25 protein-coding genes are annotated in these 26316 nt (G+C 40.5%); 18 read left to right on the forward strand and 7 right to left on the reverse strand.

The features are described from left to right. Window positions 1–699: 699 nt before the first annotated feature. A complete protein-coding gene (locus tag M0R79_RS02655; RefSeq protein WP_248416542.1) occupies window positions 700–1782 on the reverse strand; it encodes an FUSC family protein in 1083 nt (360 codons plus the stop codon). A gap of 137 nt (window positions 1783–1919) precedes the next feature. On the opposite strand from M0R79_RS02655, the gene M0R79_RS02660 reads away from it, so the two are divergent. Further along, entirely contained in the window at window positions 1920–2372 is a 453-nt protein-coding gene (locus M0R79_RS02660) for a Fur family transcriptional regulator (protein WP_248416541.1), read from the forward strand. A 235-nt stretch (window positions 2373–2607) separates the two neighbouring features. On the opposite strand, the gene trpS is transcribed toward M0R79_RS02660, so the two are convergent. Next, on the reverse strand, window positions 2608–3618 hold the full coding sequence (trpS, locus tag M0R79_RS02665; RefSeq protein ID WP_248416540.1) for a tryptophan--tRNA ligase: 1011 nt from the start codon (window positions 3616–3618) through the stop codon (window positions 2608–2610). 334 nt (window positions 3619–3952) lie between these two features. On the opposite strand from trpS, the gene spxA reads away from it, so the two are divergent. From spxA to M0R79_RS02695, 6 genes are all read left to right on the forward strand, one after another. Further along, entirely contained in the window at window positions 3953–4351 is a 399-nt protein-coding gene (gene spxA / locus M0R79_RS02670; protein WP_092572475.1) for a transcriptional regulator SpxA, read from the forward strand. 162 nt (window positions 4352–4513) lie between these two features. After that, a complete protein-coding gene (locus M0R79_RS02675) occupies window positions 4514–5179 on the forward strand; it encodes an adaptor protein MecA (protein ID WP_248416539.1) in 666 nt (221 codons plus the stop codon). A gap of 59 nt (window positions 5180–5238) precedes the next feature. Beyond that, window positions 5239–6288: a competence protein CoiA gene (locus M0R79_RS02680; protein WP_248416538.1), complete on the forward strand. Its 1050-nt coding sequence runs from the start codon at window positions 5239–5241 to the stop codon at window positions 6286–6288. Between the two features lie 79 nt (window positions 6289–6367). Next, window positions 6368–8173, forward strand: a complete 1806-nt coding sequence (pepF, locus tag M0R79_RS02685) for an oligoendopeptidase F (RefSeq protein WP_248416537.1) — start codon at window positions 6368–6370, stop codon at window positions 8171–8173. Window positions 8174–8198: 25 nt separating this feature from the next. Then, window positions 8199–9545 carry a DUF308 domain-containing protein gene (locus tag M0R79_RS02690; RefSeq protein WP_248416536.1) on the forward strand — a complete coding sequence of 449 codons (1347 nt, stop codon included), beginning with the start codon at window positions 8199–8201 and terminating at the stop codon, window positions 9543–9545. Then, entirely contained in the window at window positions 9523–9873 is a 351-nt protein-coding gene (locus M0R79_RS02695; RefSeq protein WP_248416535.1) for a thioesterase family protein, read from the forward strand. Before M0R79_RS02690 ends, M0R79_RS02695 begins: the two co-directional genes overlap by 23 nt. Before the next feature lie 168 nt (window positions 9874–10041). Here the strand turns inward: M0R79_RS02695 and trmB are convergent, their stop codons facing one another. The 3 genes from trmB to M0R79_RS02710 all read right to left on the reverse strand — a co-directional run bounded on the left by trmB (window position 10042) and on the right by M0R79_RS02710 (window position 11974). Next, window positions 10042–10704, reverse strand: coding sequence for a tRNA (guanosine(46)-N7)-methyltransferase TrmB (gene trmB, locus M0R79_RS02700; protein WP_248416534.1), 663 nt, complete (start codon window positions 10702–10704; stop codon window positions 10042–10044). A gap of 86 nt (window positions 10705–10790) precedes the next feature. Further along, complete coding sequence (locus tag M0R79_RS02705; protein ID WP_248416533.1) at window positions 10791–11576, reverse strand: phosphotransferase family protein; 786 nt, start codon at window positions 11574–11576, stop codon at window positions 10791–10793. Window positions 11577–11644: 68 nt separating this feature from the next. Beyond that, complete coding sequence (locus M0R79_RS02710) at window positions 11645–11974, reverse strand: hypothetical protein (protein ID WP_248416532.1); 330 nt, start codon at window positions 11972–11974, stop codon at window positions 11645–11647. A 160-nt stretch (window positions 11975–12134) separates the two neighbouring features. Here M0R79_RS02710 and pepA point away from each other — a divergent pair, with 160 nt between their 5' ends. The 5 genes from pepA to polA are packed head-to-tail and all read left to right on the forward strand — an operon-like array spanning window position 12135 to window position 18647. Further along, window positions 12135–13205 carry a glutamyl aminopeptidase gene (pepA, locus tag M0R79_RS02715; RefSeq protein WP_248416531.1) on the forward strand — a complete coding sequence of 357 codons (1071 nt, stop codon included), beginning with the start codon at window positions 12135–12137 and terminating at the stop codon, window positions 13203–13205. A gap of 38 nt (window positions 13206–13243) precedes the next feature. Then, the gene (ytpR, locus tag M0R79_RS02720) at window positions 13244–13870 is read left to right on the forward strand and encodes a YtpR family tRNA-binding protein (RefSeq protein WP_248416530.1); all 627 of its coding nucleotides are present in this window, start codon (window positions 13244–13246) and stop codon (window positions 13868–13870) included. Window positions 13871–13888: 18 nt separating this feature from the next. Continuing rightward, window positions 13889–14614 carry a hypothetical protein gene (locus M0R79_RS02725; RefSeq protein ID WP_248416529.1) on the forward strand — a complete coding sequence of 242 codons (726 nt, stop codon included), beginning with the start codon at window positions 13889–13891 and terminating at the stop codon, window positions 14612–14614. Window position 14615: 1 nt separating this feature from the next. Beyond that, window positions 14616–15956, forward strand: a complete 1341-nt coding sequence (gene murC / locus M0R79_RS02730) for a UDP-N-acetylmuramate--L-alanine ligase (RefSeq protein WP_248416528.1) — start codon at window positions 14616–14618, stop codon at window positions 15954–15956. Between the two features lie 30 nt (window positions 15957–15986). Next, on the forward strand, window positions 15987–18647 hold the full coding sequence (gene polA / locus M0R79_RS02735) for a DNA polymerase I (protein ID WP_248416527.1): 2661 nt from the start codon (window positions 15987–15989) through the stop codon (window positions 18645–18647). Between the two features lie 781 nt (window positions 18648–19428). Here polA and M0R79_RS02740 read toward each other — a convergent pair. After that, entirely contained in the window at window positions 19429–20676 is a 1248-nt protein-coding gene (locus M0R79_RS02740; protein ID WP_248416526.1) for an NAD(P)H-dependent oxidoreductase, read from the reverse strand. A 3-nt stretch (window positions 20677–20679) separates the two neighbouring features. After that, window positions 20680–21306: an NADPH-dependent FMN reductase gene (locus M0R79_RS02745; protein WP_248416525.1), complete on the reverse strand. Its 627-nt coding sequence runs from the start codon at window positions 21304–21306 to the stop codon at window positions 20680–20682. A gap of 310 nt (window positions 21307–21616) precedes the next feature. Between M0R79_RS02745 and mutM the strand changes: the two genes are divergently transcribed. The 6 genes from mutM to M0R79_RS02775 are packed head-to-tail and all read left to right on the forward strand — an operon-like array spanning window position 21617 to window position 26148. Then, complete coding sequence (gene mutM, locus M0R79_RS02750; protein WP_248416524.1) at window positions 21617–22453, forward strand: DNA-formamidopyrimidine glycosylase; 837 nt, start codon at window positions 21617–21619, stop codon at window positions 22451–22453. 9 nt (window positions 22454–22462) lie between these two features. Further along, window positions 22463–23050, forward strand: a complete 588-nt coding sequence (coaE, locus tag M0R79_RS02755; protein WP_248416523.1) for a dephospho-CoA kinase — start codon at window positions 22463–22465, stop codon at window positions 23048–23050. Window positions 23051–23084: 34 nt separating this feature from the next. Continuing rightward, the gene (nrdR, locus tag M0R79_RS02760; protein WP_248416522.1) at window positions 23085–23576 is read left to right on the forward strand and encodes a transcriptional regulator NrdR; all 492 of its coding nucleotides are present in this window, start codon (window positions 23085–23087) and stop codon (window positions 23574–23576) included. Further along, the gene (locus tag M0R79_RS02765; protein ID WP_248416521.1) at window positions 23569–25008 is read left to right on the forward strand and encodes a replication initiation and membrane attachment family protein; all 1440 of its coding nucleotides are present in this window, start codon (window positions 23569–23571) and stop codon (window positions 25006–25008) included. The genes nrdR and M0R79_RS02765 overlap by 8 nt, the downstream gene beginning before the upstream one ends. Beyond that, window positions 25005–25928, forward strand: a complete 924-nt coding sequence (gene dnaI / locus M0R79_RS02770) for a primosomal protein DnaI (protein WP_248416520.1) — start codon at window positions 25005–25007, stop codon at window positions 25926–25928. Before M0R79_RS02765 ends, dnaI begins: the two co-directional genes overlap by 4 nt. 19 nt (window positions 25929–25947) lie before the next feature. Then, window positions 25948–26148, forward strand: coding sequence for a hypothetical protein (locus M0R79_RS02775; protein WP_248416519.1), 201 nt, complete (start codon window positions 25948–25950; stop codon window positions 26146–26148). The last annotated feature ends 168 nt before the right edge of the window (window positions 26149–26316 follow it).

A 26316-nucleotide genomic window follows, 5' to 3' on the forward strand; every position in this document is an offset into this window, starting at 1 on the left:
TGCCTTAGGTTCTACATGAGAGATGAAAAACCATCGGATCCAGAATACTTTACCCACATTATTCCCTTGAAGCCTTCGGCTTACGGGAAGTGAGGCCTAAAGTAAGTCTGGAGCTTATGAAAATAAGCTGAAGACAGTATTCAAGTTCATTTTCATTCTTTGACCTGACTTAAATCATCTTTTGACAGCTGGTTAATACAGACTACGCATTCAAAATAAAGATATCCTAAAAAATAAAAAAGAATTTGTGTGACTCGCAAGAATAAGAAGATCTACGCAGCTTACAAGGCCTTACCGACTCGTCGGTTAGACCTTGTCTAGTAGATCTAGTACGGAAAGCAATCGCTTTAGTGACCGAACTTAATTCATATTACGATCTATTATCATATTTGGATGATAAAGGAAAAAAGTTTGCCAAACTATTATGTTAAATAAGTAAACATGAATGATAAATTTAAATAAAAATAAAATACGAATCAAGGATACTCGCAAGATTTAAGAAGATCTACGCAGCTTACAAGGCGTTACCGACTTGTCGGTTAGACCTTGTCTAGTAGATCTAGTCCGGAAAAGCAATCGCTTTGGAGGACGGTCTCTTGCAAGTATCAAGATTCGTATGGAATGTTTTTTATAATTTAGAATTTAATTTTCAAATTAGTCATCTAATTAAAATGGTATAGGCAAACTTTTAGCTAACATTTAAACTTTATTATGCGTCACTTCTTGATCATAGCGTTGTCGATAGATCGTCATAATATGATTTAAGGCATAAATTTTTTCTTCGTAGAGGTAGATCGCTGACATCATATGAGCAATCCCATTAATCTCAGCATCATAAACTGCATCATCTCTTTCCAACTCAGTTAACATTTGCTGATAGAATTGCTGGATATAATTATGCCGATAATTTTTATCGACGGCCATAAAATTAACTTGTTCGGCTGGAATTCGACCATGAAATTTCAAAAGAATCTGTTCATGTCCATTAAGTAATAATTCAAGTCGTTCACGCACTAGAATTTGCAGATCCTTGGGGAAGGTTTTATAGACATGATCATGTTTATGGAACATTTCCAACAAATGGACACAGGCTTGAGTAGTTGCTAAGAAATGCCGATAAATAACCAATTTGCGACCAATCTGAATCCGTTTGGATCTAGGAAAGATGACTTCCTCGTGAATCATATCAAACAAGTCCTTGAGTTCTGCACTCGCCCGATGAGCCCAAGATAAATCCTTCTCCATGATGGTAAAAGGAATATTCTTACGCAAGGCTGCTCGCATTAACACAATGAGTTCATTATTTAACTCAATCACCATGTCATAGAATTTCTCATCATAGCGCGGTGGATAAATGAGCGAGTTGACTAGGAACGATACCGTGACGCCGATAATCGTTTCAATCACCCGATAAAAAGCTGATAAGTATAAATCGTTGGCATCTGAGGACATAATCGCAACCAAGGTAATCACAGCCAAGGTAAGTACATCACCCAGATTTAAGATATTTAAGATACTAATTAAGAAAACCGCGGCCACACCGACCATAATCGGATGGTTACCCAGAATCATCAGCACCAGCACGGCGACCACTCCACCAATAATATTGGCTAGGATACGCCGATTGAACATTTCAAAGGATTTCTTAACGGTAGGTGCAGTAGTCGTTACGGCAGCAATAGCAGCCATCACTGCTGAATTCTCAGGAATTAAAAAAATTGAAAGAAAGATCGAAAGAGTAATGGCTAGTCCTGTTTTTAGAACACGTGCGCCGATTCTCATGGCATCGACTCCTTATCGCATATATTTATCTTTAATATATTAGCAAAGTTGGCCGGGAATTACATTTATTTTGCTTATTATTTTTATACTTTTTACCTATCTAATGTTATAATACAAGTGAAAAGGGGAGGATGAATATGCATCAACATTCCTTACACGATGCAGTCAAGTATTTAAAAGAAAGAAATATCCGTATAACTCCTCAGCGACAAGCGATTATTGAATATTTAATAGATACTCAAGATCACCCAACCGTTGATGAGATATATAAAGCCATTACTCAACGTTATGGGAATATGAGTTTAGCGACCATTTATAATAATTTGAATGTGTTGGTTAAAGCGGGCTTGGTTGATGAAATGAAATTCAATGGGGTAACTAGTCGCTATGATTATAACCATCACCAACATTATCATATTATCTGTGTCGAGTGTGGCAAGATTGCCGATGTGAACTTTAACGATGTGGCACCGATAGCTGAAGCAGCCGAGCAACAAACGGGTTATCAAGTCTTTCACTCAAACATTGAATTGCATGGATTGTGTCCAGAATGTCAGGCAAAGTTACAAAAAGAAGCTGCAGAAAAATAATTTTTTATTAAAATTTTTGGAAAGCGAGTGCAGTCCAGGCTATTTTGTGAAATAAGTTCTATTATATCTTCCACAATACACACCTTGACTGTCTGACCATCCGCCATAAGTTGAACTCGATCTCATTCAATCTACTAGTCATTCCTTGAATTTCATCAAGGACGGCTAGTAGATTTTTTGAGTTCATTCATTTATGTTTTTCAAAAAAATGATGTCGATGAATTGGCTATGGTTTTTAATCGACGCTGGTCACAAATTGATAATAAAGACCAATTGCTTTTTCTACTCGAGCGAGGGTTTGTTCTGCTTGTTGACGAGCTTTTTGGGCGCCTTCATGGAGAATATTATTTAAGTCTGGGCTTTCAATCAATTGTTGGTAACGTTCTTGCACCGGTTCAATATGGCTGATCACTAGGTCGGCTAAGTCAGTTTTAAATTGACCATAACCTTGGCCTTGATACTGGTTAACCAGTTGTTCTACGGGCTGCTGGCTTAAGCTAGAATAAATTTGTAATAAGTTAGACACGGCAGCTTGATTTTCTGGATCATAGTGAACTTCACCAATCGAATCGGTGACTGCACCTTTGATTTTCTTAAGGATTTGTTTGGGTGTATCTAGCAGACTGATATAAGCTTTAGGGTTGGTATCCGACTTACTCATCTTGCTGGTTGGATCTTGTAAGCTCATGACTCGAGCTCCGTGTTGCGGATAGATCGGTTCAGGCTTGACCAATAAATTATCGCCAAACTTATTATTGAAGCGATCGACGAAATTTCGGGTTAATTCAATATGCTGACGTTGGTCATCACCGACGGGAACATATTCAGCGTCATAAAGTACAATATCGCCGACCATTAAGGTTGGATAAGCAAGCAGGCCAGCATTTACCGCAACTTGTTTGGCGGCTTTGTCTTTGTACTGGGTCATGCGTTCTAATTCACCAAGCGGGGTCAAACATTGAATAATCCAGGCGATTTGAGCATGGGCGGCGACATCAGATTGAACGAAGATGGTGGCTTGATTAGGGTCGATTCCTAGAGCGATATATAGGGCAGCCAATTGCCGGGTCATGGTTTTTAATTTGTCTGGTTCTTGAGCGACCGTAATCGCATGTTGGTTAACCACACAATAAGTGGCATCATATTGACTTTGTAATTCTACGAAGCCTTTCATGGCCCCTATATAATTACCCAGGGTAGGGATACCTGAAGGTTGAACACCAGAGAAAATTTTTGCTTTTGACATTCTTTTGCCTCTTTCTTTGCACGTACTAATAAGCCCATTATAACCTATTTTAATAATAGGACAAAGATATATTCAGTTTTAATACAAAGTGTTTCGTGAAAAGTTGAACGAATCAATGCGCTACTGTCAATGTGACAAAATTCAAAAATTAAATTGCCACAGTCTTTAGCCCATGTTATAATATTAGTCGTAGAGATATCTCTTCTTTACAACAATGGAATATATTAGCGGTTGAGAACGCGAAATCTAAAGCTAAAGTGTCGAATGTATTATCACCTCATCTTGATTATAGCTTTTCAGGTTACGGTGATTGTAACGAAAGGAATGATCCTTTATGGTAACATTATTTATTACACCAAGCTGTACGTCATGTCGCAAAGCTCGTGCCTGGTTAGAAGAGCATGAGATTCCATACGAAGAACGAAATATTTTTACTGAGCCATTAACAGAAACCGAAATTAAATCTATTCTGCAAATGACTGAAAATGGTACAGAGGACATTGTATCAACGCGTTCGAAAGCTTATTCAGAATTAGATGTTGAATTAAGTGAATTACCGTTAAATGATTTCTTTGGATTGGTGAAAGACCAACCCGGTATCTTACGTCGACCAATTCTTTTAGATGATAAACGTCTACAAATTGGTTATAACGAAGATGAAATTCGCCGCTTCCTTCCTCGTGAAGTTCGGGCTCGTGAACTTCAACGTGCGCGGATGCTTGTGAATGAGTAATATTGTAGTATACTAGGCCAGTCGAATGACTGGTTTTTTTAATTTTTAATTCTATCTTGCTAAAGTCAGAGGCATTTGCTAGAATCCATATTATTGTATGAAATAATTGGTTTTTCAAGTAAAGTAGCCTATAATAAGAGTAGTCATAAGGAGGTGACCGATATGGAAATGGAACATATTAACGAAAATCTTATCAAGGTTCTCATTGACACCAACGATCTCGCTGAGAGAGGGATTAACTTCTTAGATTTGATTGGTGATCAGTCAAGTATCGAGAAATTCTTTTATTCTATCTTGGAAGAAGTAGATGTGGATCAGCATTTCCAAGAATCGGAAGCTGTAACATTCCAAGTCATGCCCAATAAGGATGGCCTCGAATTATATATAAGCCGCAATAACTTTGAAGAGATGGAATCGATCTGGGAAGATGAAATTAGCCAACGTTTGTTAGAGCGTAAGAAACGGGCGGTCCAAGAAGACCACAGCTTGAAGGATTCTTCGGCCAGAAAGAAGGTCATCAAAGAAGATCGGAGCAAGGTCGCTTCTTATCAACGGATTCGTTTTAATTCTTTAGAGGCTTTTCTAAGAGCAGCTCGAAGCATTAAAGAATCAGAAATTAGTTCGACCCTCTACGCCATGCAAGGTGCCTATTATCTATCGCTAGGTCTTGAACAAGGATTGAATTTGTCTGACTTGGCCTATAACCATCCGCTTTGGACCTTGTTAGAATATGGTGAACTTGACAAAACAACGCCACAAGTCCTCCAAGAACATGGTCAATTGATTCGTCAAGAGGATGCAATTGAATTCTTTGCTGAAGATTTCTAATTAAATCGTCGGATTTGCCTTCCTTATCTACTATTTAGTAGATGAGGAGGGCTTTTTTTATGCGTTTTGCTTTGGATCATGACAGTCAATATATCAGTGCAGAACGAGCTTATCAAGAATCGGGTTCAGCATTTTTTTGTCCGCGCTGCCAACAAACTTTAATCATTAAAGAAAGTAAATTGGGCCGGCATTTTTTTGCCCATCGTTGGCCATGCCAAGCAAGAATCGATCAAAAATTAGACATCAGCAAAGATAGTGAAACAGAAGCTCATCGTGCCTTTAAGAAGTATTATGTAAATTATTTTAGACAAAGAGGTTTTCAAGCTGAAAGTGAACATTATGAGGCGAGTATTCAACAATTTGCCGATGTTTGGCTCACTTTGAATGGTCAGACTTGGATTATCGAATATCAAAAAAGTCCCATTCCTTCTTCCATATTAGCGCATAGACAACAAGCTTATTTAAGTCAGGACAATACGATTTATTGGATTATGGAAAAGAAAAAGGCGGGTTCAACTCACTCCCAATTTAGCAAAAACATGATTCATTTCGATCCAACGCTAGGGTATTACCATCTGTGCTGGGATGAAAGGCGTCAGCAACTTTTTATTGAGTGCTTAGGTCAGAATGGATTTATTTTTGATCAGGTTAAGCCAGGTCTATTTAATTTGCCCGCCATCTACCTATGTCATCTTTCGAGCTTTACCCGTCATAATAAAATTAAAAGACCTGTTGTTACAAAAAAGCCAACACCCATTTATCATCAACGCAAAGTACAGGCAATCTTAACAAGTCAGACTTATCGACCTTATCTTCATGACCTCTACCAGTTAGGTATCAATTTAGCACAACTTCCCGAGTGGATTTTTTCGGCGCCGTTGCCTATTTTTATTGATTCGCCTGCTTGGCTATATTGGACCTGGATTGCGAGAGCACTTCAAGCCATGGATTCTGCCACATTGATTCACTGCTTAGCCGACTACCTAGATTTTCTAGAGAAGAAAGGGTCGCTAAAGTATGCTGATTTACCCTTGATTCGACATTCAGTCAAGGAGGCCTTGATTCAAGCTACTATTCATTATTTAAGGGATAATAAAATAGATGAATGAAGATAAAATCATGATAATAGCATCATCATAATAATATGGTAGAATATAGAGGCAAGAATAATATATTGGAGGAATTATTATGACTGAATTACAGACTAGACAAGCATCCAATCCTGAATTTCATTGGGATTTAACGTCCATGTTTGCTAATGACGAAGCTTTCGAAGCTGAACTCAAAGCGAGTCAAACTGAAATTGATCAGGTTAAATCATTTGAAGGTCAACTCAATCAGAGTGCTCAGAAATTATTGGCAGCGATCGAAGCCTATTTGAAGATGGAGCGTACTTTGTCTAATCTTTATGTATATGGGCATTTAAAGAATGACCAAGATCAAGCCGATGCTAAATATCAAGATTTGTTTGCTCGGGTTTCTGCTCTTTACAGCGATGCGATGGCAGCGAGTGCCTATCTACGTCCGGAATTATTAGCCATGGACCAAGCAACCTTAGATCAATTTATGGCTGAAGAACCAGGTCTTGCACCGTATCAACAATATCTTGATGACTTACGTCGTTTCAAGGCTCATACCTTGTCGGCTGAAATCGAACAAATTCTGGCTCAGGGTGGACAATTCTTTGCTGGAAATGCCCAAACGTTCTCTTATTTAAATAACGCAGACCTTGAGTTTCCGAAGGTGACCGACAAAGATGGCCAAGAAATCCAAATTACTCATGGTAACTTTATTAAATTACTAGAGTCTTCTGACCGCGACCTACGTCGGCAAACTTTCCAATCCTTCTATAAAGTGTACCATCAATTTAGAAATACCTTTGCTTCCATATTAGGGACAGAGATTAAGAAGAATAACTTTGAAGCGAAGATTCGTAAATTTGATTCTGCGCGTCAAGCTTCTCTGTTTGCTAATAATGTGCCGGAATCTGTGTATGACACTTTGGTCAATAGTGTAAATCAACGGTTGGATTTATTGCACCGTTATGTCAAATTGCGCCGTGATTTATTGAAACTCCAAGACTTAGAAATGTATGATATGTTTACGCCTCTGTTAGGAGAACCACCGATTAAATTTAATTATGAAGAAGCCCAAGCGATTGTACTGGAAGCACTGAAACCAATGGGCGAAGATTATCTTGAAATTGTCCAAGCATCCTTCGATGAAAAATGGATTGATGTTTATGAGAACAAAGGGAAACGTTCTGGAGCCTACTCAAGCGGATCTTACGATAGCAAACCTTATATCTTAATGAATTTCCAAGAGGGGATTGACTCTCTTTATACCTTAATCCATGAAATGGGTCATAGTCTACATTCTTACTTGACCAATCAACATCAAGATTATGTTTATAGTCATTATTCAATTTTCTTAGCCGAAATCGCTTCAACAACTAACGAGAACTTATTGACCGCCTATCTTTTAGAAAAATATCAAGACGTGAATATTCAATTGTATATCTTGAATCATTTCTTAGACGGCGTGAAGTCGACAGTTTATCGTCAAACCCAGTTTGCTGAGTTCGAACATCTGATGTATCAAGAAGATGCAGCGGGAACGCCATTAACCGCTGAGTTCTTATCAAAAGAATATCAAGCAATTAATGAGAAATATTATGGTGATGCGGTGAATTCTGATTCAGAAATTGCCCTAGAATGGGCGCGAATTCCACACTTCTACTATAACTACTATGTCTTCCAATATTCGATTGGTTTCTCAGCGGCGACTGCTTTTGCCCAACGTATTCTCTCAGGAGATCAAGAAGCTCGCGACCGTTATTTAAACTTCTTGAAATCAGGAAATAAAGACTACCCAATCGAAACGATGATTGAGGCGGGCTTGGATATGACTCAGGCTGAATATATTGATGCGACTCTGGATGTCTTTGAAGAAAGATTGAATGAATTTGAATCTTTATTAAAGGCTCAACAATAATTACATTGATTAGAGGATGAGAGCGATGACCGATTTTAACCATCGACGGTTTCAATCGATGAATTTATTTACAGGCTGTCTTTTAATCGGCCTAGTGATTGCTTTATATATCTGGCGGATTAAGGTGATTGTCGGCGGCGCTCTAGTCTTGGCCTTAGTTTTACTTTGCTTGGGACTTTGGCAATTATATAATTATGTTCAAACTCGCAAGCAAGCAAAGCAAGGGCAGGTCAAGCCTCTATGGCGTCATCCTCTGGTTGTCGGTCTCATCGAACTTGCTTTAGGCTTAGCTTTAATCACGCAATTAAAGTTTGTTCCGCTCTCTTTCGCCATCTTGTTAGGACTCTATCAATTAGTGATGGGGCTGATTGGTGGACTTGATTATTTTCTGAATTGGCGTGATCAGGCAAGAAATCAATGGAGTCAATTGGTAAATACACTTTTGCATTTGGCTTTTGCCGTAGCCAGCCTATTTCTTTCGAATCGGATTGACCATACTTTATGGCGGTTTATGCTCTATCTCTTGCTCTTAGCCTTAAATTTCTTCTATGATAGTCAATATTTTTCTAAACGTTGGGGACTTACTTATCAGAACCGTTTCGTGCGGACCCCATTACCTTTGTTGTTGACCGTCTTGATGCCTTATCAGTTGCAATACAAGATCCAGCAATTCTTGGCCAAAGATCAAAGCAAGCAACCAGAGATCTTGCAGGCTTTCCAGAGTCAAAGCAAGTTTGGTGAGACGGGGCAAGTTGAGGTCTTTATTCATACCAGTCCTTATGGTTTCGATCGCTTTGGTCATGCCGATATTGCCTTCCAAGGGAAGGTGTATTCATACGGTAACCACGATGCCGATTCACGTAAATTCTTTGAAATGATCGGCGATGGGGTCGTACTAGTTGCCGATCGCCAGGCCTATATTGACTTTATGACTAGTCGCCGAATTACGATGATTTCTTTCGGAATTCAGTTAAGCGCTCAAGAAGAAGTTGTATTAAGTCAACAAATTGAACATTTGCTGAGTCAACTGGATAATTTTGAGTTAGCTTCAGTGAAGCAATTGGCCACCTTCGTCGGCATCTTTAGTCAGCGCAGTTCAATCGCTCTTTATAAATTTAAACAAGGACTCTTTAAGACTTATTTTGTCTTAGGAAGCAATTGCGTAATGTTCGTCGACTACTTGTTACAGCAAACAGGTATCGATATTTTGGCCTTTGCGGGGATTATGACACCAGGCAGTTACTATGATTATTTCAATAAAGAATTTCACAAAGCCGATAGTAAAGTTGTCAGTAAGTCGCTATTAAATCGTGATTTGTTGAAACGAATGCAAGTTCAGGAGGGAAAACATGGAGAAAACCTTTATCGTTAAAAAAGAACATGGAGCCGATCAGATTGGTTCGGGTATGTTAGCTGTTTTATCCACACCAACTCTGTTAGCTTTTATGGAGCAGCTAGCCCAGGAAGAAGGACAGACTCACTGTCAGCCAGGGGAGTCGACGGTGGGAATCGAAGTTCAGTTAAACCATTTAAAAGCAACTAAGATAGGTCAAGAAGTTCGTATCCAAGCTCAATTAGTGGAACAAAATAAGCGAATTTTGACTTATGACATTCAAGCTTGGGAAGGAGAAGAAAAGATTGGCCAGGCTCAACATAAACGAGCCATTATCAACGTGGAATCCTTCCTGGCTAAGTTATAATCACTAGGAAAGATACTCATCTTATAGGACCTAGAATTCAATCATTAAACAAAAATGGACGGAAACCTGTTTGCGGGTCTTCGTCCATTTTAATTATTTTTTTGCTTTTTCAGCTGATGGTCACTGTTAATTATTTGTTAATTTATTGCCGAGTTTTCCCGTAAGATATCAGTTAATAGGTGTGTGCTTTTTTTGCGGAAAAATAGCTTCTAAACGATAGATGGGGTGCCCCTTGGCTGAGAATTTCTCTTCATACTCAGTCATAATATTTCCTTGGAAGTCACTCTCGCGTAAGTCCAACCAGACTTGTTTAAAGGCCATGCCGTACTGGGACATGGAAGCTAGAGAATACTCGAATAAACCTTGATTGTCTGTTTTGAAATGGAGTTCGCCATCAGTCGATAGCACTTGTTCATACTGATTCAAGAAGTGAGGTGAAGTGAGTCGTCGTTTGGTATGGCGTTTTTTAGGCCAAGGGTCTGAGAAATTCAGATAGATTCGAGAGATTTCGCCCGAAGCGAAGAAGACTGAAATTTCGCCACCATCTTGGTTTATAATTCTTAGATTGGGCAAAGGTTCTGCAACAATCCGTTCCAAAATCCGCACGGCCACACTAGTTTGTAATTCCATGGCAATGAAATTAATGTCGGGATGAGCTTGGGCCATAGAATAGATGAACCGACCTTTGCCAGAGCCCACTTCTAAATAGATGGGTTGATTATTGTGGAATTCATCCTGCCAATGACCTTTTAATTGTTCTAAGTTAACCGGTACGTATTGAGGATAGTCATCGAGCATATCTTGAGCCCAGGGAATATTTCTTAAGCGCATAGTATCATCCTTTATATAGTAGTATTCAGAAAGAAACGAACAAATTCGAGTTAGGCCAAGGAGACCTTCGCTTAAATTTGTTTGTGTTAATGTGTTTGATAGATTGATTTAAGCCGTAAGACAGTTTCATTTACTTTATGATAACGGCCTTCTTTGTAGAATTGTTTGATTAGATATAAGCAATTGATTAAACTATACCATTTTACTCGTTGATAGAAGGCGTGGTCCATGTCGAATTGATAATCGGCTAGCCAAGTCGTCCATTCGCGGGGCGGAAAGTACTGGAGCAGGAGGTAAGTTAAGTCACTTAAAGGGTCAGCAATACGAACATTCTCCCAATCGACGACATAGAGGTTCTTGCTTTCTTCATCAAAGAGGAAATTATTATGATGCAAATCACCGTGACAGACACATAAATCGACATCATAGAAATAATCGTGGACCGCATCTTCTAAATAATGAATGACTTCATTAAAGAACAGATGGGTTTGAAGATGCTCAGGTAAATCGTCGAAATAGGCTTGGATGAAGTCGACAGGTCGGAATGTCTGGCCACCAACCCGTCTGAGCATTTGCAAGAGATGTTCTGAATGATGGATGGTCATAATAATATTCTTGACCGAGTCTTGACTCATATCTTCACGAGAGAGAACATGACCGTTCTTCCATTCTTGGGCGACCAGTGTATCACCGGAATATGTTTTTTGGGTCCACATTAACTTGGGTGTGATGCCTTCAGCGGATAAGGTGGTTATAAAAGGGGAGGAGTTTCTTTTAAGGAAGACTTTTTCATTTTCTTTGATTCCCATATAAGTTTCACCACTGCCACCGGCAATGGGATGCAGCTGCCAGCCGTCTTCTGGAACATACATGTCGGCCCTCCTTTCCCCGTAAAGTTTCGTAACCACTATTTTAACATGTATTTAGTGAACTTCAAGACTTACTTGCCAGTTTCAACCAGATCAATAATCTCGCCCGTATAGACATCAGCAGCAAATTGATAAATCTTCACTTGGTCTTGATCTTGAATAGTTAAGCCACCAAAGTAAACCAGCGGGCGACTGTCGAAACCATGGTATTCAATCACATCATAATCAATCCAAGAGCCTTCAATTTTCCCTTGATCTTTCACTTGTTCTTTGACTTTCTCTAAGACTTTTCCAGCGGGTTGAGGTCGGTTTTCTTTAATAAAAAGGGCGGAGGCTGCGCCAATAATCGTTCCACTGAGTAGAATTAAAGCCGCCAAAATATTGTTTTTATTCTTTGACATGGTGATCATCCTTTCTGCATTCTATATTATAACATTTTGCGAGTGAATTCACGGGATTCCTTGCTTTTCTCACAGGCTAAACATTGATTTTACCATGGTCTTGTGTAAGAATAAGTATTATGAAATGCACATTCTAAGGAGGTAGGCTTAGCCGCTTATTATGGAAGAAAAATTATGGAATCGTATTAAAGAGTTGACCGAATTGCAAGCAATTTCAAATCACGAGAACAATGTTCGCGAGTACCTGGCCGATAAAATGGAAGGTCTGGTAGATTCAATTGAAACTTTTGGTTTAGGGAATATTTATGGTATTCGTAAGAGTGCCAATCAAGATGCGCCAACCCTCATGGTTGCTGCTCACATGGACGAAGTCGGCTTCATGGTTGCTAAGATTCATGAGAATGGAACCATGAGTGTCGTTCCGATTGGTGGTTGGAATCCTTATGCGGTTTCCGCTCAACGTTATACCTTACAAACTGAAAAAGGGGATTACCCTATTATTTCAGGTGCGGTAAGTCCTCACTTATTACGCGGTAGCAAAGCTGCCAGCATTAAACCAGAAGACGTGCGCTTCGATGCCGGCTTTGAATCTGCAGAAGAAGCCGCAGAATATGGCGTACGCCCAGGTGATTCAATTGTTCCACTAACTGAAACCATCCTAACAGCGAATAAACAATCCATTATGAGTAAAGCCATTGACAATCGTTATGGTTGTGCTGTAATCTTAGATGCTCTTGAGAATACGGTCGATGAAGCATTGAATCATCACTTAGTGATTGGGGCCAATGTTCAAGAAGAAGTCGGTCTACGGGGAGCTCGAGGAGCAGTGCATCGTTATCAACCGGACTTATTCTTCGCCGTTGACTGTTCACCAGCTGGAGATGCTGAAGGAGATAAGAAGGCGGAAGGTCAACTAGGTCAAGGCTTCTTATTACGGATGCAAGATCCTGGTATGTTAACGCATCGCGGTATGATTGAATTCCTTCGTGATACCGCCGAAGATTGCAAGATTCCATATCAATATTATTTCTCTAAAGGTGGTACCGATGCAGGTGCAGCTCATTTAATGAATGAAGGGATTCCTTCAGCGGTAATTGGTTTACCAGCTCGATATATTCATGGTCACCAAGCCCTCTTTAGAATTTCAGATTATGAAGCAGCAAGTGAAATGTTAACTCAAGTTATTCGTCGATTCGACCGGACAACTTTTGAAACCATTATTAACAAATAATTTAAGTAAATGTGCAATTTGAATTAAAGGAGAAGACTATGTGGTTAGCTTTTTATAATGCGTCAGTCGGTGACGTATTAATGTTAGTTCAGAAAGAAATACCGGCAGAAGATCGTCAAGTAGAACATCTCGATCAACTGACCCTTATTAAAGATAAAACCAATGGGGAAATTGTTGCCGTCAATCTTTTCTCGGTTGAAGATTTAAAGATTGAGCAAAATGGTCCTGTTCAGTTGACACCAGCTCAAGTAGCTGAGGTAAATCAACGATTAAAGGAGGCTCAAGTGGATCTAACCATTGAAGTGGATCCCTCCTCTAAATTCGTGGTGGGTTATGTGGAGACTTGTCGTCCTCATGAGGACAGCGATCATCTTTCCATTACAGAGATTGACCTAGGCCAAGAAAGTCCAGTACAGATTGTCTGCGGTGCTGATAACATTCGCCAAGGTTTAAAGGTACTGGTCGCTAAAATTGGCGCGGTGATGCCGAGTGGAACCATTATCTGGCCCGGTCAGTTAAGAGGGGTTGATAGTAACGGGATGGTGTGTTCAACCCGTGAACTCAATTTAACCGATATTGAAGATTTCCCCGGAATTTGGGAACTGAGCGACCACTTTGAACCGGGAACGTCTTTAGAGGATGTCGTTGCTTATTATCGTGACTAAGAAGGGTGGTAAAATTCAATGAAGGATTACCAAAAACCAGCCGTCTACCAGCATAAAGATAAGGAAGCTACCTTTGTCAGTGCGCCTCAATTTAACACGGGGAGCCGCTCGAGTTTTCAACCAGCCATTGGCAAGAATCAGACTTCATTGAAACCCATTTTACATAGTCAACGTGTTTTAGATGCAAATAAGACCCAAACTGTGACGGCTAGTCCCAATTATCGGGTGCCTTTTATGGCGACACAAAGTTTTAAAGAAGCGGTGAAGAATGACACCAATGTTGAAGAAACTCCGGTGGCACCGGTGAAGAAAGAACAAGCCGAGCATTGGGAACATTCTTCAGGGCCTAGCCAGATGTCCACACCAGATTATGCCATCCCTTTCTTAAAGGGTCCGCAAGGCAAATTTAGGGATGGACGAAGAATCAATCAAGATTATAATGGCTCCGTTCAGGAAGCTTTATTTGATGCCTCAATGGTTGGCCAAGAAAATAGGAAAGAAACTCCCATTTCAAACAAGCCTGATAAACCAGCCACTGCGCCTTTCGTTTATCAACCAGCTATTAAAGAGACAAAAAATCTTGTACAAGAAAGTTTCTTTGATGATCAGATGAATATTAAAGAAAATCTCGTGACTAGAAGCTATGGCGAGCAAGCGGCCTATTGCTTAGATATCCGCTCTCTTTCTAAGCGGATGATTAAATCAAAGAATTCATTCTTATTGTTTGAGAATGAGGAGGATTAACATGGAAACATTTGATAAATCATTAATTTATTATTTTGTAGGGATTAAGGGGACTGGCATGTCTGCCTTAGCCCTTGTTCTAGATGGTGAAGGCTATCAAGTCCAAGGAAGTGATGTGGCGACTTATTTCTTTACGCAACAAGAATTAGATCGTCGTCAGATTCCAATTTATGAATTTTCAGCTGATAATTTGAAAGAAGGGATGTTTGTCATTGCCGGCAATGCATTCCCGGATGATCATCCTGAAATTCAACGGGCCCGGGAGCTAGGACTTCCTTTGATGCGCTACCATGATTTTCTAGGTAAATTAATTGAGAATTATACCTCGATTGCGATTACTGGTTCACATGGGAAAACCTCAACCACTGGTTTAATGGCGCATATCCTGAGTAAGCTCGCGCCTACTTCATATTTAATTGGCGATGGAACCGGATCGGGGGATGAAGCGGCGACTTATTTCGCCTTAGAAGCTTGTGAGTATCGGCGTCATTTCTTAGCTTATGTTCCTGATTATGCGATTATTACCAATGTGGATTTTGACCATCCAGATTATTATCAATCGATTCAAGATGTTTTTGAAGCGATTCAAACCTTTGCCCATCAGGCTAAGAAAGCGATTATTGCCTGTGGGGAGGATGATTATCTACGCCAACTCGAAGCAGAAGTTCCCGTTCACTACTATGGCTTTGCTACCGATAATGAAGTCTATGCAGCCAATATTGAACGAACCACCGAAGGTTCTAGCTTTGACGTTTATATTCATGGAGAGAAATTTGGACGTTTTGATTCACCAGTCTATGGTAAGCATAATATTCTAAATGTTCTAGCAGTAATTACCGTAGCTTATCTGGAAGGCTTCCCGGCCGATAAGATTGCCGAAGAATTAGCTAGCTATGGTGGGGTGAAGCGACGTTTCTCAACCCGCGAATTAAACCAGTTAACTTTAATTGATGATTATGCCCACCATCCCTCTGAAATTAAGGCCACGATTGATGCGGCCCATCAAAAATATCCTGATCGTGAGATTATTGCCGTCTTCCAACCTCATACATTTAGTCGGACGGTAGCCTTATTAAATGAATTTGCCAATGCTTTGAGTGTGGCAGATCAAGTTTATTTGGTGGATATCTTTACCTCTGCCCGTGAAAAAGAGGGCGATATCTCGATTGAAGATTTGGCCAATTTAGTCGTAGGCGGGGCAGAGATCATTTCGAAGGACTATTTAACACCTTTGATGGATTATCAAGATGCTGTCATCCTCTTTATGGGGGCAGGCGATATTGATAAGTTATCTCGACAATTTGAACAAGTCTACAGTCAACAAGTGGCGAACAAGTTTTAAAGTAGAATATAAGGAAAGGAGTCTGAGAATATGCGGAAGATTCTCTTAATCGATGGATCGAGTTTGGCTTTTCGCGCCTTCTATTCGATCTTGGATTTAACCCGTTTTCGCAATCGGTCAGGTCTCCATACGAATGCTCTCTTTTCATTTAATCGGATGCTCGACCAAGTTTTGCAGCAATTTGAACCGACCCATGTATTGGTTGCTTTTGACAAGAGTGATGTGACTTTCCGAACGGAAAAATATGCCGAATATAAAGGTGGCCGGCAAAAAACACCTAGCGAATTTAAAGAACAAATGCCCTATTTTTCAATTTTATTAGATGCTTATGGGATTGAACATTATCGTGTTCAAGGTTATGAGGCCGATGATATTATTGGTACCTTGGCGAATCAGGCTGGGCCGGATGATGAAGTCATCATTCTTTCTGGGGATAAAGACTTGCTTCAATTGGCCGGTCCTCATCGTACGGTCTATATTACGCGTAAAGGAGTCAGTGATCTCAAGGCTTATAGCGAAGAGACCATCCGTCAAGAATATGGGATTGAACCTGAGCGTATCGTTGATTTGAAAGGTTTGATGGGGGATAGTTCCGATAATTATCCTGGAGTCACTCGTATCGGTGAGAAGACGGGTCTGAAACTCCTGAAAGAATTTGGTAGTCTAGAGAATCTTTATGATCATCTCGATCAATTGAAAGCTTCCAAGATGAAAGAAAATTTAGTCAACGACCGCGATCAAGCCTTTATGTCTAAAGATTTGGCACAAATTTTACTTGATGCTCCAATTGAAATTGCTTTGGACGATATTGTGCTGAAAGATAAGAATCTCGAAGCCCTAAGTCAATTCTATCGGCAGATGGATTTCAATTCTTTCTTAGCGGACTTAGACCCAGAGGCTATTGACCAGGGGACTGACCATGAACAGTTGGCCACCGATCTTGATCAATATGACTTGGTCTTTGTTGACAAGGTTGAATCTGATTATTTAGTCGATCAGACCTTTATCTTCTTTGAAACCTTGGTTGAGAATTATCATCAGGCAGAGATAGTTGCTGTCGCTTGGCTCGATCCAATCAAGAAAAAGGTTTACCTAGGTCAGGCGGAGAATCTATTTGGTCAAGAACTCTTTAAATTATGGATCGCTAATTCTAAGGTCCACAAGACGTCATTTGATGCCAAGAAGGATGCAGTTCTTGCCAGTCACTATCAAGCGGATTTACAGGGAATCGATTTTGATATCTTAATTGCTTCTTATCTCTTAGATACGCATAATGCCCAACAAATCCCAGATATCTTACAAAGTTTAAATCTAGCTCAAACGGTTCAATATGATGAAGCCGTCTATGGCAAAGGTGCTAAGCAATCGATTCCTGAGCGGGAAATCCTCGCTAAGCATTTGGCCAGCAAATTATTAGCCATGGCAGAAATTCAACCTCATTTAGTCCAACAACTTAAAGAAGTTGACATGTGGTCCTTGTATCAAGATATTGAACTGCCCTTGGCTCGTGTGTTGGCTAAGATGGAGATTCAAGGTATTCGGGTCGATGGCCAGATTCTTAAAGAACGGAATCAAGACTTACTGGAACGATTAGCGGAAATGGAAGCGGAGATTCACCAATTAGCAGGTACAGAATTTAATGTGAATTCGCCTAAACAATTGGGTGAAGTTTTATTCGAAACGTTGAAACTTCCTGTAATCAAAAAGACAAAGACCGGATATTCCACAGCAGCGGATGTCTTAGAGAAATTGGTAGATGCTCATCCCATTGTGGCCAAAATTCTCGACTACCGTCAGATTGCGAAACTGCAGTCTACTTATTTAGCCGGATTAGCCGAATATATTCAAGAAGATGGTCGAATTCATACTCGTTTTGTCCAGACTTTAACCCAGACGGGTCGTTTGTCTTCAACGGATCCTAATCTGCAGAATATTCCGATTCGAATTGAGGAAGGACGACGAATTCGTCAGGCCTTTATTCCGAGTCAGCCTGGCTGGCAATTCTTTGGCGCCGATTATTCGCAGATTGAATTGCGGGTTCTAGCTCATATCAGTCAGGACGAGCATATGCAGCAAGCCTTTATTGCTGGGGAGGATATCCATGATACAACGGCTCGGCGAGTCTTTGGTTTGGATGACCAAGCTCAGGTAGACAGTAATATGCGTCGCAATGCTAAGGCCGTGAACTTCGGTATAGTCTATGGGATTAGTGATTACGGCTTGTCGCAGAATTTGAATATTAGTCGGAAACAGGCCAAGGAATTTATTGATACTTATTTTGCTAAATTCCCAGGGGTTCACCAATATATGGAAGATATTGTAGTCCAGGCGCGGGAAGAAGGTTATGTAGCGACTCTCTTCAATCGTCGACGTTATCTGCCAGATATTAAGGCTAGCAATTTTAATGTTCGTTCTTTTGCTGAGCGCACTGCAATGAATTCACCGATTCAAGGAACGGCGGCAGATATTATTAAGATTGCCATGGTACGCTTACAGAAAGCCCTAGAAGAAAAAGGCTTAGCGTCCCGTCTCTTACTGCAGATTCATGATGAGCTTATTCTAGAAGGCCCGGCTGAGGAGATGGAAATTCTATCCGATTTAGTGCCGGAGATTATGGAACATGCGGTAGATTTATCGGTACCATTAAAGGTGGATTATGATCAAGGAAACACCTGGTATGATTTGAAATAATCATTGATTATCAGTAAATGTATCAAAAAGATCTAAGTACTGGATGGGTGCTTAGGTCTTTTTTCATTGCTATCCAAAACAAAATTAATACGAATCAAGTTACTTGCAAGAGACCGCTCTCAATATTGATACTTGCTTCGGTCATTCGCTTGGAGATTTCAAACTGTCGGGCATCGTCTTCCGCTTATTGTCGTAAGCTCCAGACTTACTTTACGACTCATTCCCTAATAGCTAAAAGCTTTAAGGGAATGATGTGAGTAAAGTATGCTATTCCGATGGTTTTCATCTCTGCGTATGACCTCGGGCAAGTTCATTATTATTTGAATAATTTCATTTCAGTTCAATGATTAATCTACGAATATAATATATTGAGACTCTCATTAAATTAATAGCTTTTCCGGACTGGATCCACTAGACAAGTTCTAACCGACAAGTCGGTAAGATCTTGTAAGCTACGTGGATCTTCTGAAATCTTGCGAGTGACCTTGCTACTATTTTGATTCGTACTTTACTATTAAAAGATGATAGGTAAATGAAATTTGTGTCAACAACTTTCCACATTCGTGCGTTAATTTTGTATAATTAAAGCACATAAGTAAGAAATATTTTCAAGATTGTATTAACTTTTAATATTTGACTCCAAAAATAAATACGAATCAAGTTCTGATTGTTGACCTTGATTCGTATTTTGTTCTGATTTTTTATTCTTAGTCTTTTTAGTTTTTCATTTTTGACAGCGAGGTTTAGGAAAAAGTTCGTCATTCATTGTAGAATCTAGATTTTAGAATTTCCTTGAGGCTCCGGAGATTGCATCGGCTTGGCCCAGGTCACTATCATTCTTTTGATTTGAAGAGCTATGCTCTTGTTGTTGAGAGGCTCCAGTGACTGCGTCTACTTGGAAATCTTTTTGTGGGCCATTTTGTTGGCTCACTAATTTTTGTTGGGTTTCTGTCAGATACCAATCGATTAATGGTTGGATATCCTGGACATATTCATTGATGCCTAAATATTTGCCGTCTGGGTCTTTAATGGCGGCATAGGTGTGCACGACAAATTTCTGTGGGCCGTGGGTCGGAATATGCACGCGCACCATATCTCGTTGACCACTTCTAAGTTGTTGGATGACCCATTTAACATTTTTATGGGTATGAGGTGGATGGCAAGAGGCGAGGGGATTTCCGACTTGTTCGATCCGGCGTTTGGCCAGCATTTCTTCAGTCTCTTTATTATGGTTGTAGTATAGGAATTGATTGTTGGCATCGGCATAGGTGATTTCAAAAGGCATCGATTTCAGCAAGGCATCTAATTGGTCGACAGTAAGTAAGCCCCGGTCTAATTCAATATAGGTCGATCCTTTTACCGCTTTAACTTGTTCGCTCGCTTGTTCCAACCAATCATCTGCATTCATGTCAACATCTGTGATTGTTGTCTCAATTTGTCCTTTGGCTTCCAAATCTTCTTCAGGCAAGCGTGGTGTTTCCTCGATATCTTTAATCAGTCTAACGAAACGGCAGAACTTCTCCAGACATAGGGATAAGAAATCAATGGTTCCTTGGTCAGTTAGATTACCTTGTTCGTCAAACTTTTTGTGCGCTTCACCGAGCAGAAATTCATTGCCGGGGAAGGCGTAGGCGTTCATACCTGGGGCTTGTAGAATTTGTTTGACATGGAGCTGAGCTCTTGAAGTCCCTTGATCATGGTAGGAAGCGCCAATCACATAGACCGGTTTATTGGTGAAAGGGTGGACCTGATAAGATAACCATTCCAGGGTAGCCTTTAGGGCTGGAGTCGTGGTGCGGATATGTTCAGGGGTGGCGATAATAATACCATCGGCTTGGCTAATCTTTTGATTAAGTGATTGAATGATAGGAGTATCTGTTTGATCGTTACTAGCATCAAAAAGAGGGACCTCTTTAATTTCTAAAAGATCAAGGTCGAATAAGTGTGTATAGTGTTTAGCAATAAATTGAAGTAATTTGCGATTATACGATAAATCAGCGTTAGAACCTACAAGTCCGACTGGTTTCATAGCTTATTCTCCTTCTATATAACGAAGTTGTTCAGAATAGAAATCCGCAGCAATTTGAACGTTAGCAGCATGACTTTCCCGAAGGACCTCAGAAATTCCAATAAAGCGAATAAAATCGGCAAAATATCCTTCTAATTGTTTAAGTTTATCAGGCATGATTAATTCACCTTCATCATTAAAGGCTTGAAGGGAATGACCTAATAAGAACTCATTGCCTGGCATAACCACGGCCCGCAGCACTGGCGCATTCAAGATGGAACGAAGATGTTGCTGGGCACGAGAAGATCCTAAGGTTCCATAGGACGCCCCCACAATCATCACTGGCTTATCGACAAAAGGATACACATTGTAAGAAAGCCAAGCGAGCGCATTAGAAAGGGCTGACGGTACCGATAAATCATACTCAGGTGTGGCAATAATCACCCCATCTGCTTGTTCAATTTTGTCTGCCATCTCTTGTGCTTGTTGAGGAATTTGACCACTGCGAGGTTTATTAAATAAGGGTAGACCAGCTACTTCGAGAATTTCAATATCTGCTTGATCTTCAAAGTGTTTCTTCATGAATTGGATTAATGAACGGTTGGTTGACTTTTTAGCATTGTTTCCGACTAAACCAATTAAGTGAACCATAAGGCACCTCACTTTCTAGCTATAATGTAACAAAATCCAGAAAGCGCTTCAAACAAAGACCCTCTTGTTAAGCGTATTTTATTTCAAGGCCTGCTCATGTGTTATAATGGAAGATATTTTATAAAAAATTGAGCTTGATCTAGGACACTTTTCATTCGAACAAACCCGCTCAAAAAATAGTATTTGGTTAAATAAACAGGCTAAGATATAATATTAACGGAAGCTTAGGGAATCCTTTGAGAGGTTCATGTTCTTAGTATGTGAAATTGGAAAATGAGTAATCAAAAAAACTTTGGAAGGAGGTGAGTCGGTGCCGGAATTACCTGAAGTCGAGGCGGTTAAGCGGGGCTTAAATCAGTTAGTCCTTGGTAAAACCATCAAAGATATTCAAATCTATTGGCCACGGATTATTACGACAGATTTAGCGCTAGATCAGTGGGTAGCGCTTCTGCAGGGTCAACGAATTGAGGCCATGGACCGCCGGGGAAAATACATTTTATTTATTCTAAGCCAAGACACATTAGTTTCTCACTTGCGGATGGAGGGCAAGTATTTATTCTATCCAGCTGATCAGCTGCCAATTAACAAAGAAAAACATACCCATGTCCGTTTTATTTTTACGGATGGCAGTGAGCTACATTATCATGATGTGCGCAAATTTGGCCGGATTCAGTTGCTGGAAGGTCACGATGTCTCGCCTTATTTCCAAGCTAAGGGATTGGGGCCCGAGCCTTTAAGTAGTGAATTTCAACTTGCAGACTTTAGACGGGGATTGGCCGGCTCATCGCGATCGATTAAACCTTTGCTGTTAGACCAAAGTTTGGTGGTCGGTTTAGGGAATATTTATGTCGATGAAGTCTTATTTCTAGCTCAAATCCATCCTTTGAAGCCAGCCAATCGATTAACGGAAGACGAATCGAAAGCCCTCTTTGAGGCGATTGGTCGGATTTTGGCGCAAGCAGTTGAAGCAGGGGGCTCAACCATCCGAACTTATCGGAATTCATTGGGTGAAGCTGGTAAATTTCAGCAGGATCTTAAAGTTTATGGCCAGGCAGGTCGGCCTTGCCCGCGCTGTGGAACAGAATTAGTGAAAATCCGGGTTCAACAACGAGGAACCCATTATTGTCCATCTTGTCAACATTTATAGGGGGATATTATGAAAGTCATTGTTTTAACCGGGGGGATTGCATCGGGCAAATCGACGGTCACGCGTTATCTGCGTTCCAAAGGCTATCCAGTCATCGATTTGGATGTGATTGCCCATCAAGTGGTTCAGGCGGGGAGTCCAGGCTTAGCCTTGTTAGTTCAACACTTTGGTCAGAATATCTTAAGCGAAGATGGCGAATTAAATCGAGCCATGATGGGGCAGATGCTTTTTACCAATCCCAAGGTCAAGGAGAAAGTCAATCAGTTACTTCATCCTTTAATCTTCAGACAAATGGATGAAGAGATTGAAGCAGAACGTTTGGCGGGTAGCCAGCTGGTTTTCCTGGATATTCCTTTGTTCTTTGAGTCGTCGTCAGCCTTCGATTATGACCAAGTATGGGTGGTTTATGTCGAACCAGAGGTTCAAATTGAACGGTTAATGGCACGCAATCAATTAACTCGTCAACAGGCCATGGATCGAATCAATAGTCAGATGTCCTTAGCTGAAAAAGCCGAACGAGCTGACCAGGTGTTAGACAATTCAAGCAGTCCAGGAGCCTTGTATGCTACAGTTGATAAATTGCTAGAAAGGCTTTAAGATAGTTATAATCGATAGAGAGGGGATGAACAAGATGGAATGTCCGAAGTGTCAATATAATAATACTAAAGTCATTGATTCGCGACCGACTGAAGATGGTAAGTCGATTCGTCGTCGGCGGGAATGTACGCGTTGCGGGGCGCGGTTCAATACGTATGAACGGGTCGAGTATAGTCCACTCTTAGTGATTAAGCGTGACGGGACCCGGGAAGAATTTAATCGTGAAAAGCTACTTCGAGGAATTGTTCGTTCAGCTGAGAAGCGACCTATCTCACGCGATCAGATGGATCGCTTGGTTCAGAAAGTGGAGAATCAACTGAGAGAACAACTTGAAACTGAAGTAGAGAGCAAGAAGATAGGTGAGCTCGTGATGCCCTTGTTAATGGATTTGGATGAAGTGGCCTATATTCGTTTCGCCAGTGTTTACCGTGAATTCCAATCTAAGGAGATGTTCTTAAGAGAATTAGAAGCGATGGCCAAGAAGAAACATGAGGCTGACCAAGAACAGGATCTTTCCGATGATTAATCCTAATCAATCTTTCAAAGTGCGCCGACAATCCCAACTCTCTTATTTGCAAATGCAATCGTTAACTCAATTATACCAGCCCATCATCGGCGGACCGGCTTTGAGTCTTTATCTCACCCTGCATTCATTACCGATTAACGATGGTCTGTGGACCCATTCTATGCTCCATGCACAAATTCTTGAAACGCTCAATACTGGCATTAATGCGGTTGATGCGAGTCGAATTCGTTTGGAGGGCATTGGTTTACTAAGGACTTATCAAGACACGCAATCACATAGTCAAAGTCAGTTACAACAGATTATTTATGATTTGCAAATGCCAGTGGATGCGGCTCATTTTTTTGATCATCCTCAGTTATCTAATGCGCTATTTCAAGCAATTGGCGATCAAGAATATCGTTTAAAAGTGAAAAGTTGGCAAGTCGATAAGATGGATTCAAGTCGTTTCAAGGAGATTACGAGTTCTTTTACCCGCGTCTATAATTATCTGACCGTCGGTGAGAATACCGGTCAGGAATGGAAACAAGAAGATCAATTCCTGCGTCATCAAGACTCTGATCAGCATTTCAAATATGATGCTTTAGACTTTGATTACGGCAAATTCTTAGAATTACTAATGGCCAATCAGGTTGATCATCAGGAATTCAATCAAGTATTAAAAGATCACGTATTGACCTGTTATCAACTTTATGGTCTCAATGAGGCAACCATGGCCGAGGTAGTCTTATTAAGTCGCCACCCTATTCAGCATCATATCCAGATTGATCGGATTAAGCAGATTGCCAAACAACGACTTCCTCAAACCTCGAAATCTTCGAATTCGACTACCACTTCGGAATCAACGCCTCATCATTGTAAAGACACCGACCAAGTGGCTAAGGATTATCAGCAGAAATATCCTCAGTTGAGTGCAGAAGAGATTGAATTGGTCATGTTATTCGACCAGGTATCGAACGATGCCTTTTTGTATAATGTTAAGAAACAAAAGAAAGGCTTTGCGACCGACCGCGAATATTATTATATTAAGCAGCTAGTGGAGAAATCTGATTTGACGCCAGCCGTTTTGAATAGTTTGATTTATTATCTGTTGGTGGTTTTGAATCGAGACAACATCTTAAAAGGTGAATTGGAGAATGTGGCTAATCATTGGTCCCAGATGCAAATTAAGGATCCTGGTATGGCCCTGACTTTAATTCAACGCGAAGAAAAAGTAAAACAAATCAAAGAAAAACAGCAAATCAAACAGTCTGCTCCTAGTAAGAATTTCAGACGGCGGTCACAACATCAAGAGGTGATTCCTGCCTGGATGAAGCAAAAAGGACAAGAATCTACGCAATCGAGTCCAGCTCAAGAACCCGCAGGGGCTATGGATGAGAAGACATTGCAAGAACGTATTCAGAAAATTATGGGCAAGGAGGGGCATCCATCATGAAATCGATTAAAGATTTAATGAAAGATCAACCCAGAGCATTTCAAAGCGAGGAAGATTATCAGGCGACGATTCAAGATTTATTAGCCTTCGAACCCATTCAGGACTTTGTGAATCAACATCAAGCAGACCTAAATCAAGCGATGATTGAACAGAGTATGACCAAGTTCAATGAATTTAAGCGCGAATGGTTAGCTTTTCAAAAGGGTCAAGGGATGGCTAATCCAGGTTTTGCGCCGGAACTATTTATTAATGGCTCTTATATCGATGTACGTTATCGGCCGACTCAGGCTTACCAGGACCGACAAGCTCAGCGCCAACAAGCAGCCTTGTTATCCAATCGGACGATGAGTCGAGATGTTCGCCAAGCCCGCCTAGATCAGTGTTATACGCAGACACCAAGTCGCCAGCAATTATTATTAGCGATTACTAATTTTATCGAAGATTACCGTCAAGACCCGTATCAAACACCAGGCTTATATGTTTATGGACCTTTCGGAGTAGGGAAGACCTTTATCCTCGGGGCCTTAGCCAATCGATTAATTGAAGACAATATCAGTGTGAATATGGTTCATTGGCCGACCTTTGCCATTGAAATTAAGCAATCCATTGGTAGTGACCAGACCAAACATTTAATGGATCAATTAAAAGAAGCTGATGTTCTGATGATTGATGATATTGGTGCGGAACCCAATACCCCTTGGATTCGCGATGAGGTGCTCAATGCCATACTTGAATATCGCATGAAGGAGTCGCTAGCAACTTTCTTTACTTCAAACTTCAGTATGAGTGAACTCGAACACCATCTCACTTATAGCCGTGACGGGGGGCAAGAGTCGATTAAGGCTCAACGCATTATGGAACGGATTAAATATTTAGCCAAAGAAATCTTCCTTGAAGGCGAAAGTCTAAGAGGACGGTAAAGATAGGAAGGAGACTTGAATGAACGGATTTGAACCTGAACAGTTTCAAAGAAAGAAACGCTTGATTATTGTGGCCCAAGTTATTTTGTTATTGATCCAATTAGTGACGCTTTGGGCCTATTATTTTAAAGAAAAGCAAACCATCCTTACCCCACCTTTGATTTTGGGGATAATGATTAACGTCTATACCTTGATTAATACAATTTCCCTAGGTAAGTGATTTGAGGCTTGTTTTATCAGCTAGATAATGGTATAAAAATAGATAAGTAAACCACAAAGACAGCGAAAAAGTATAGCTAGCCTAAGAGAGGAATGACCTGGTGCAACGTTCCCTAGCTTACTTGGCCGACCCCTTTGTGTGATTCGCTTTGAATGAGCTTAGCTCTAG

Origin of the sequence: Ignavigranum ruoffiae, from assembly GCF_023195815.2 — a bacterium.
GTDB lineage: Bacteria > Bacillota > Bacilli > Lactobacillales > Aerococcaceae > Ignavigranum > Ignavigranum ruoffiae.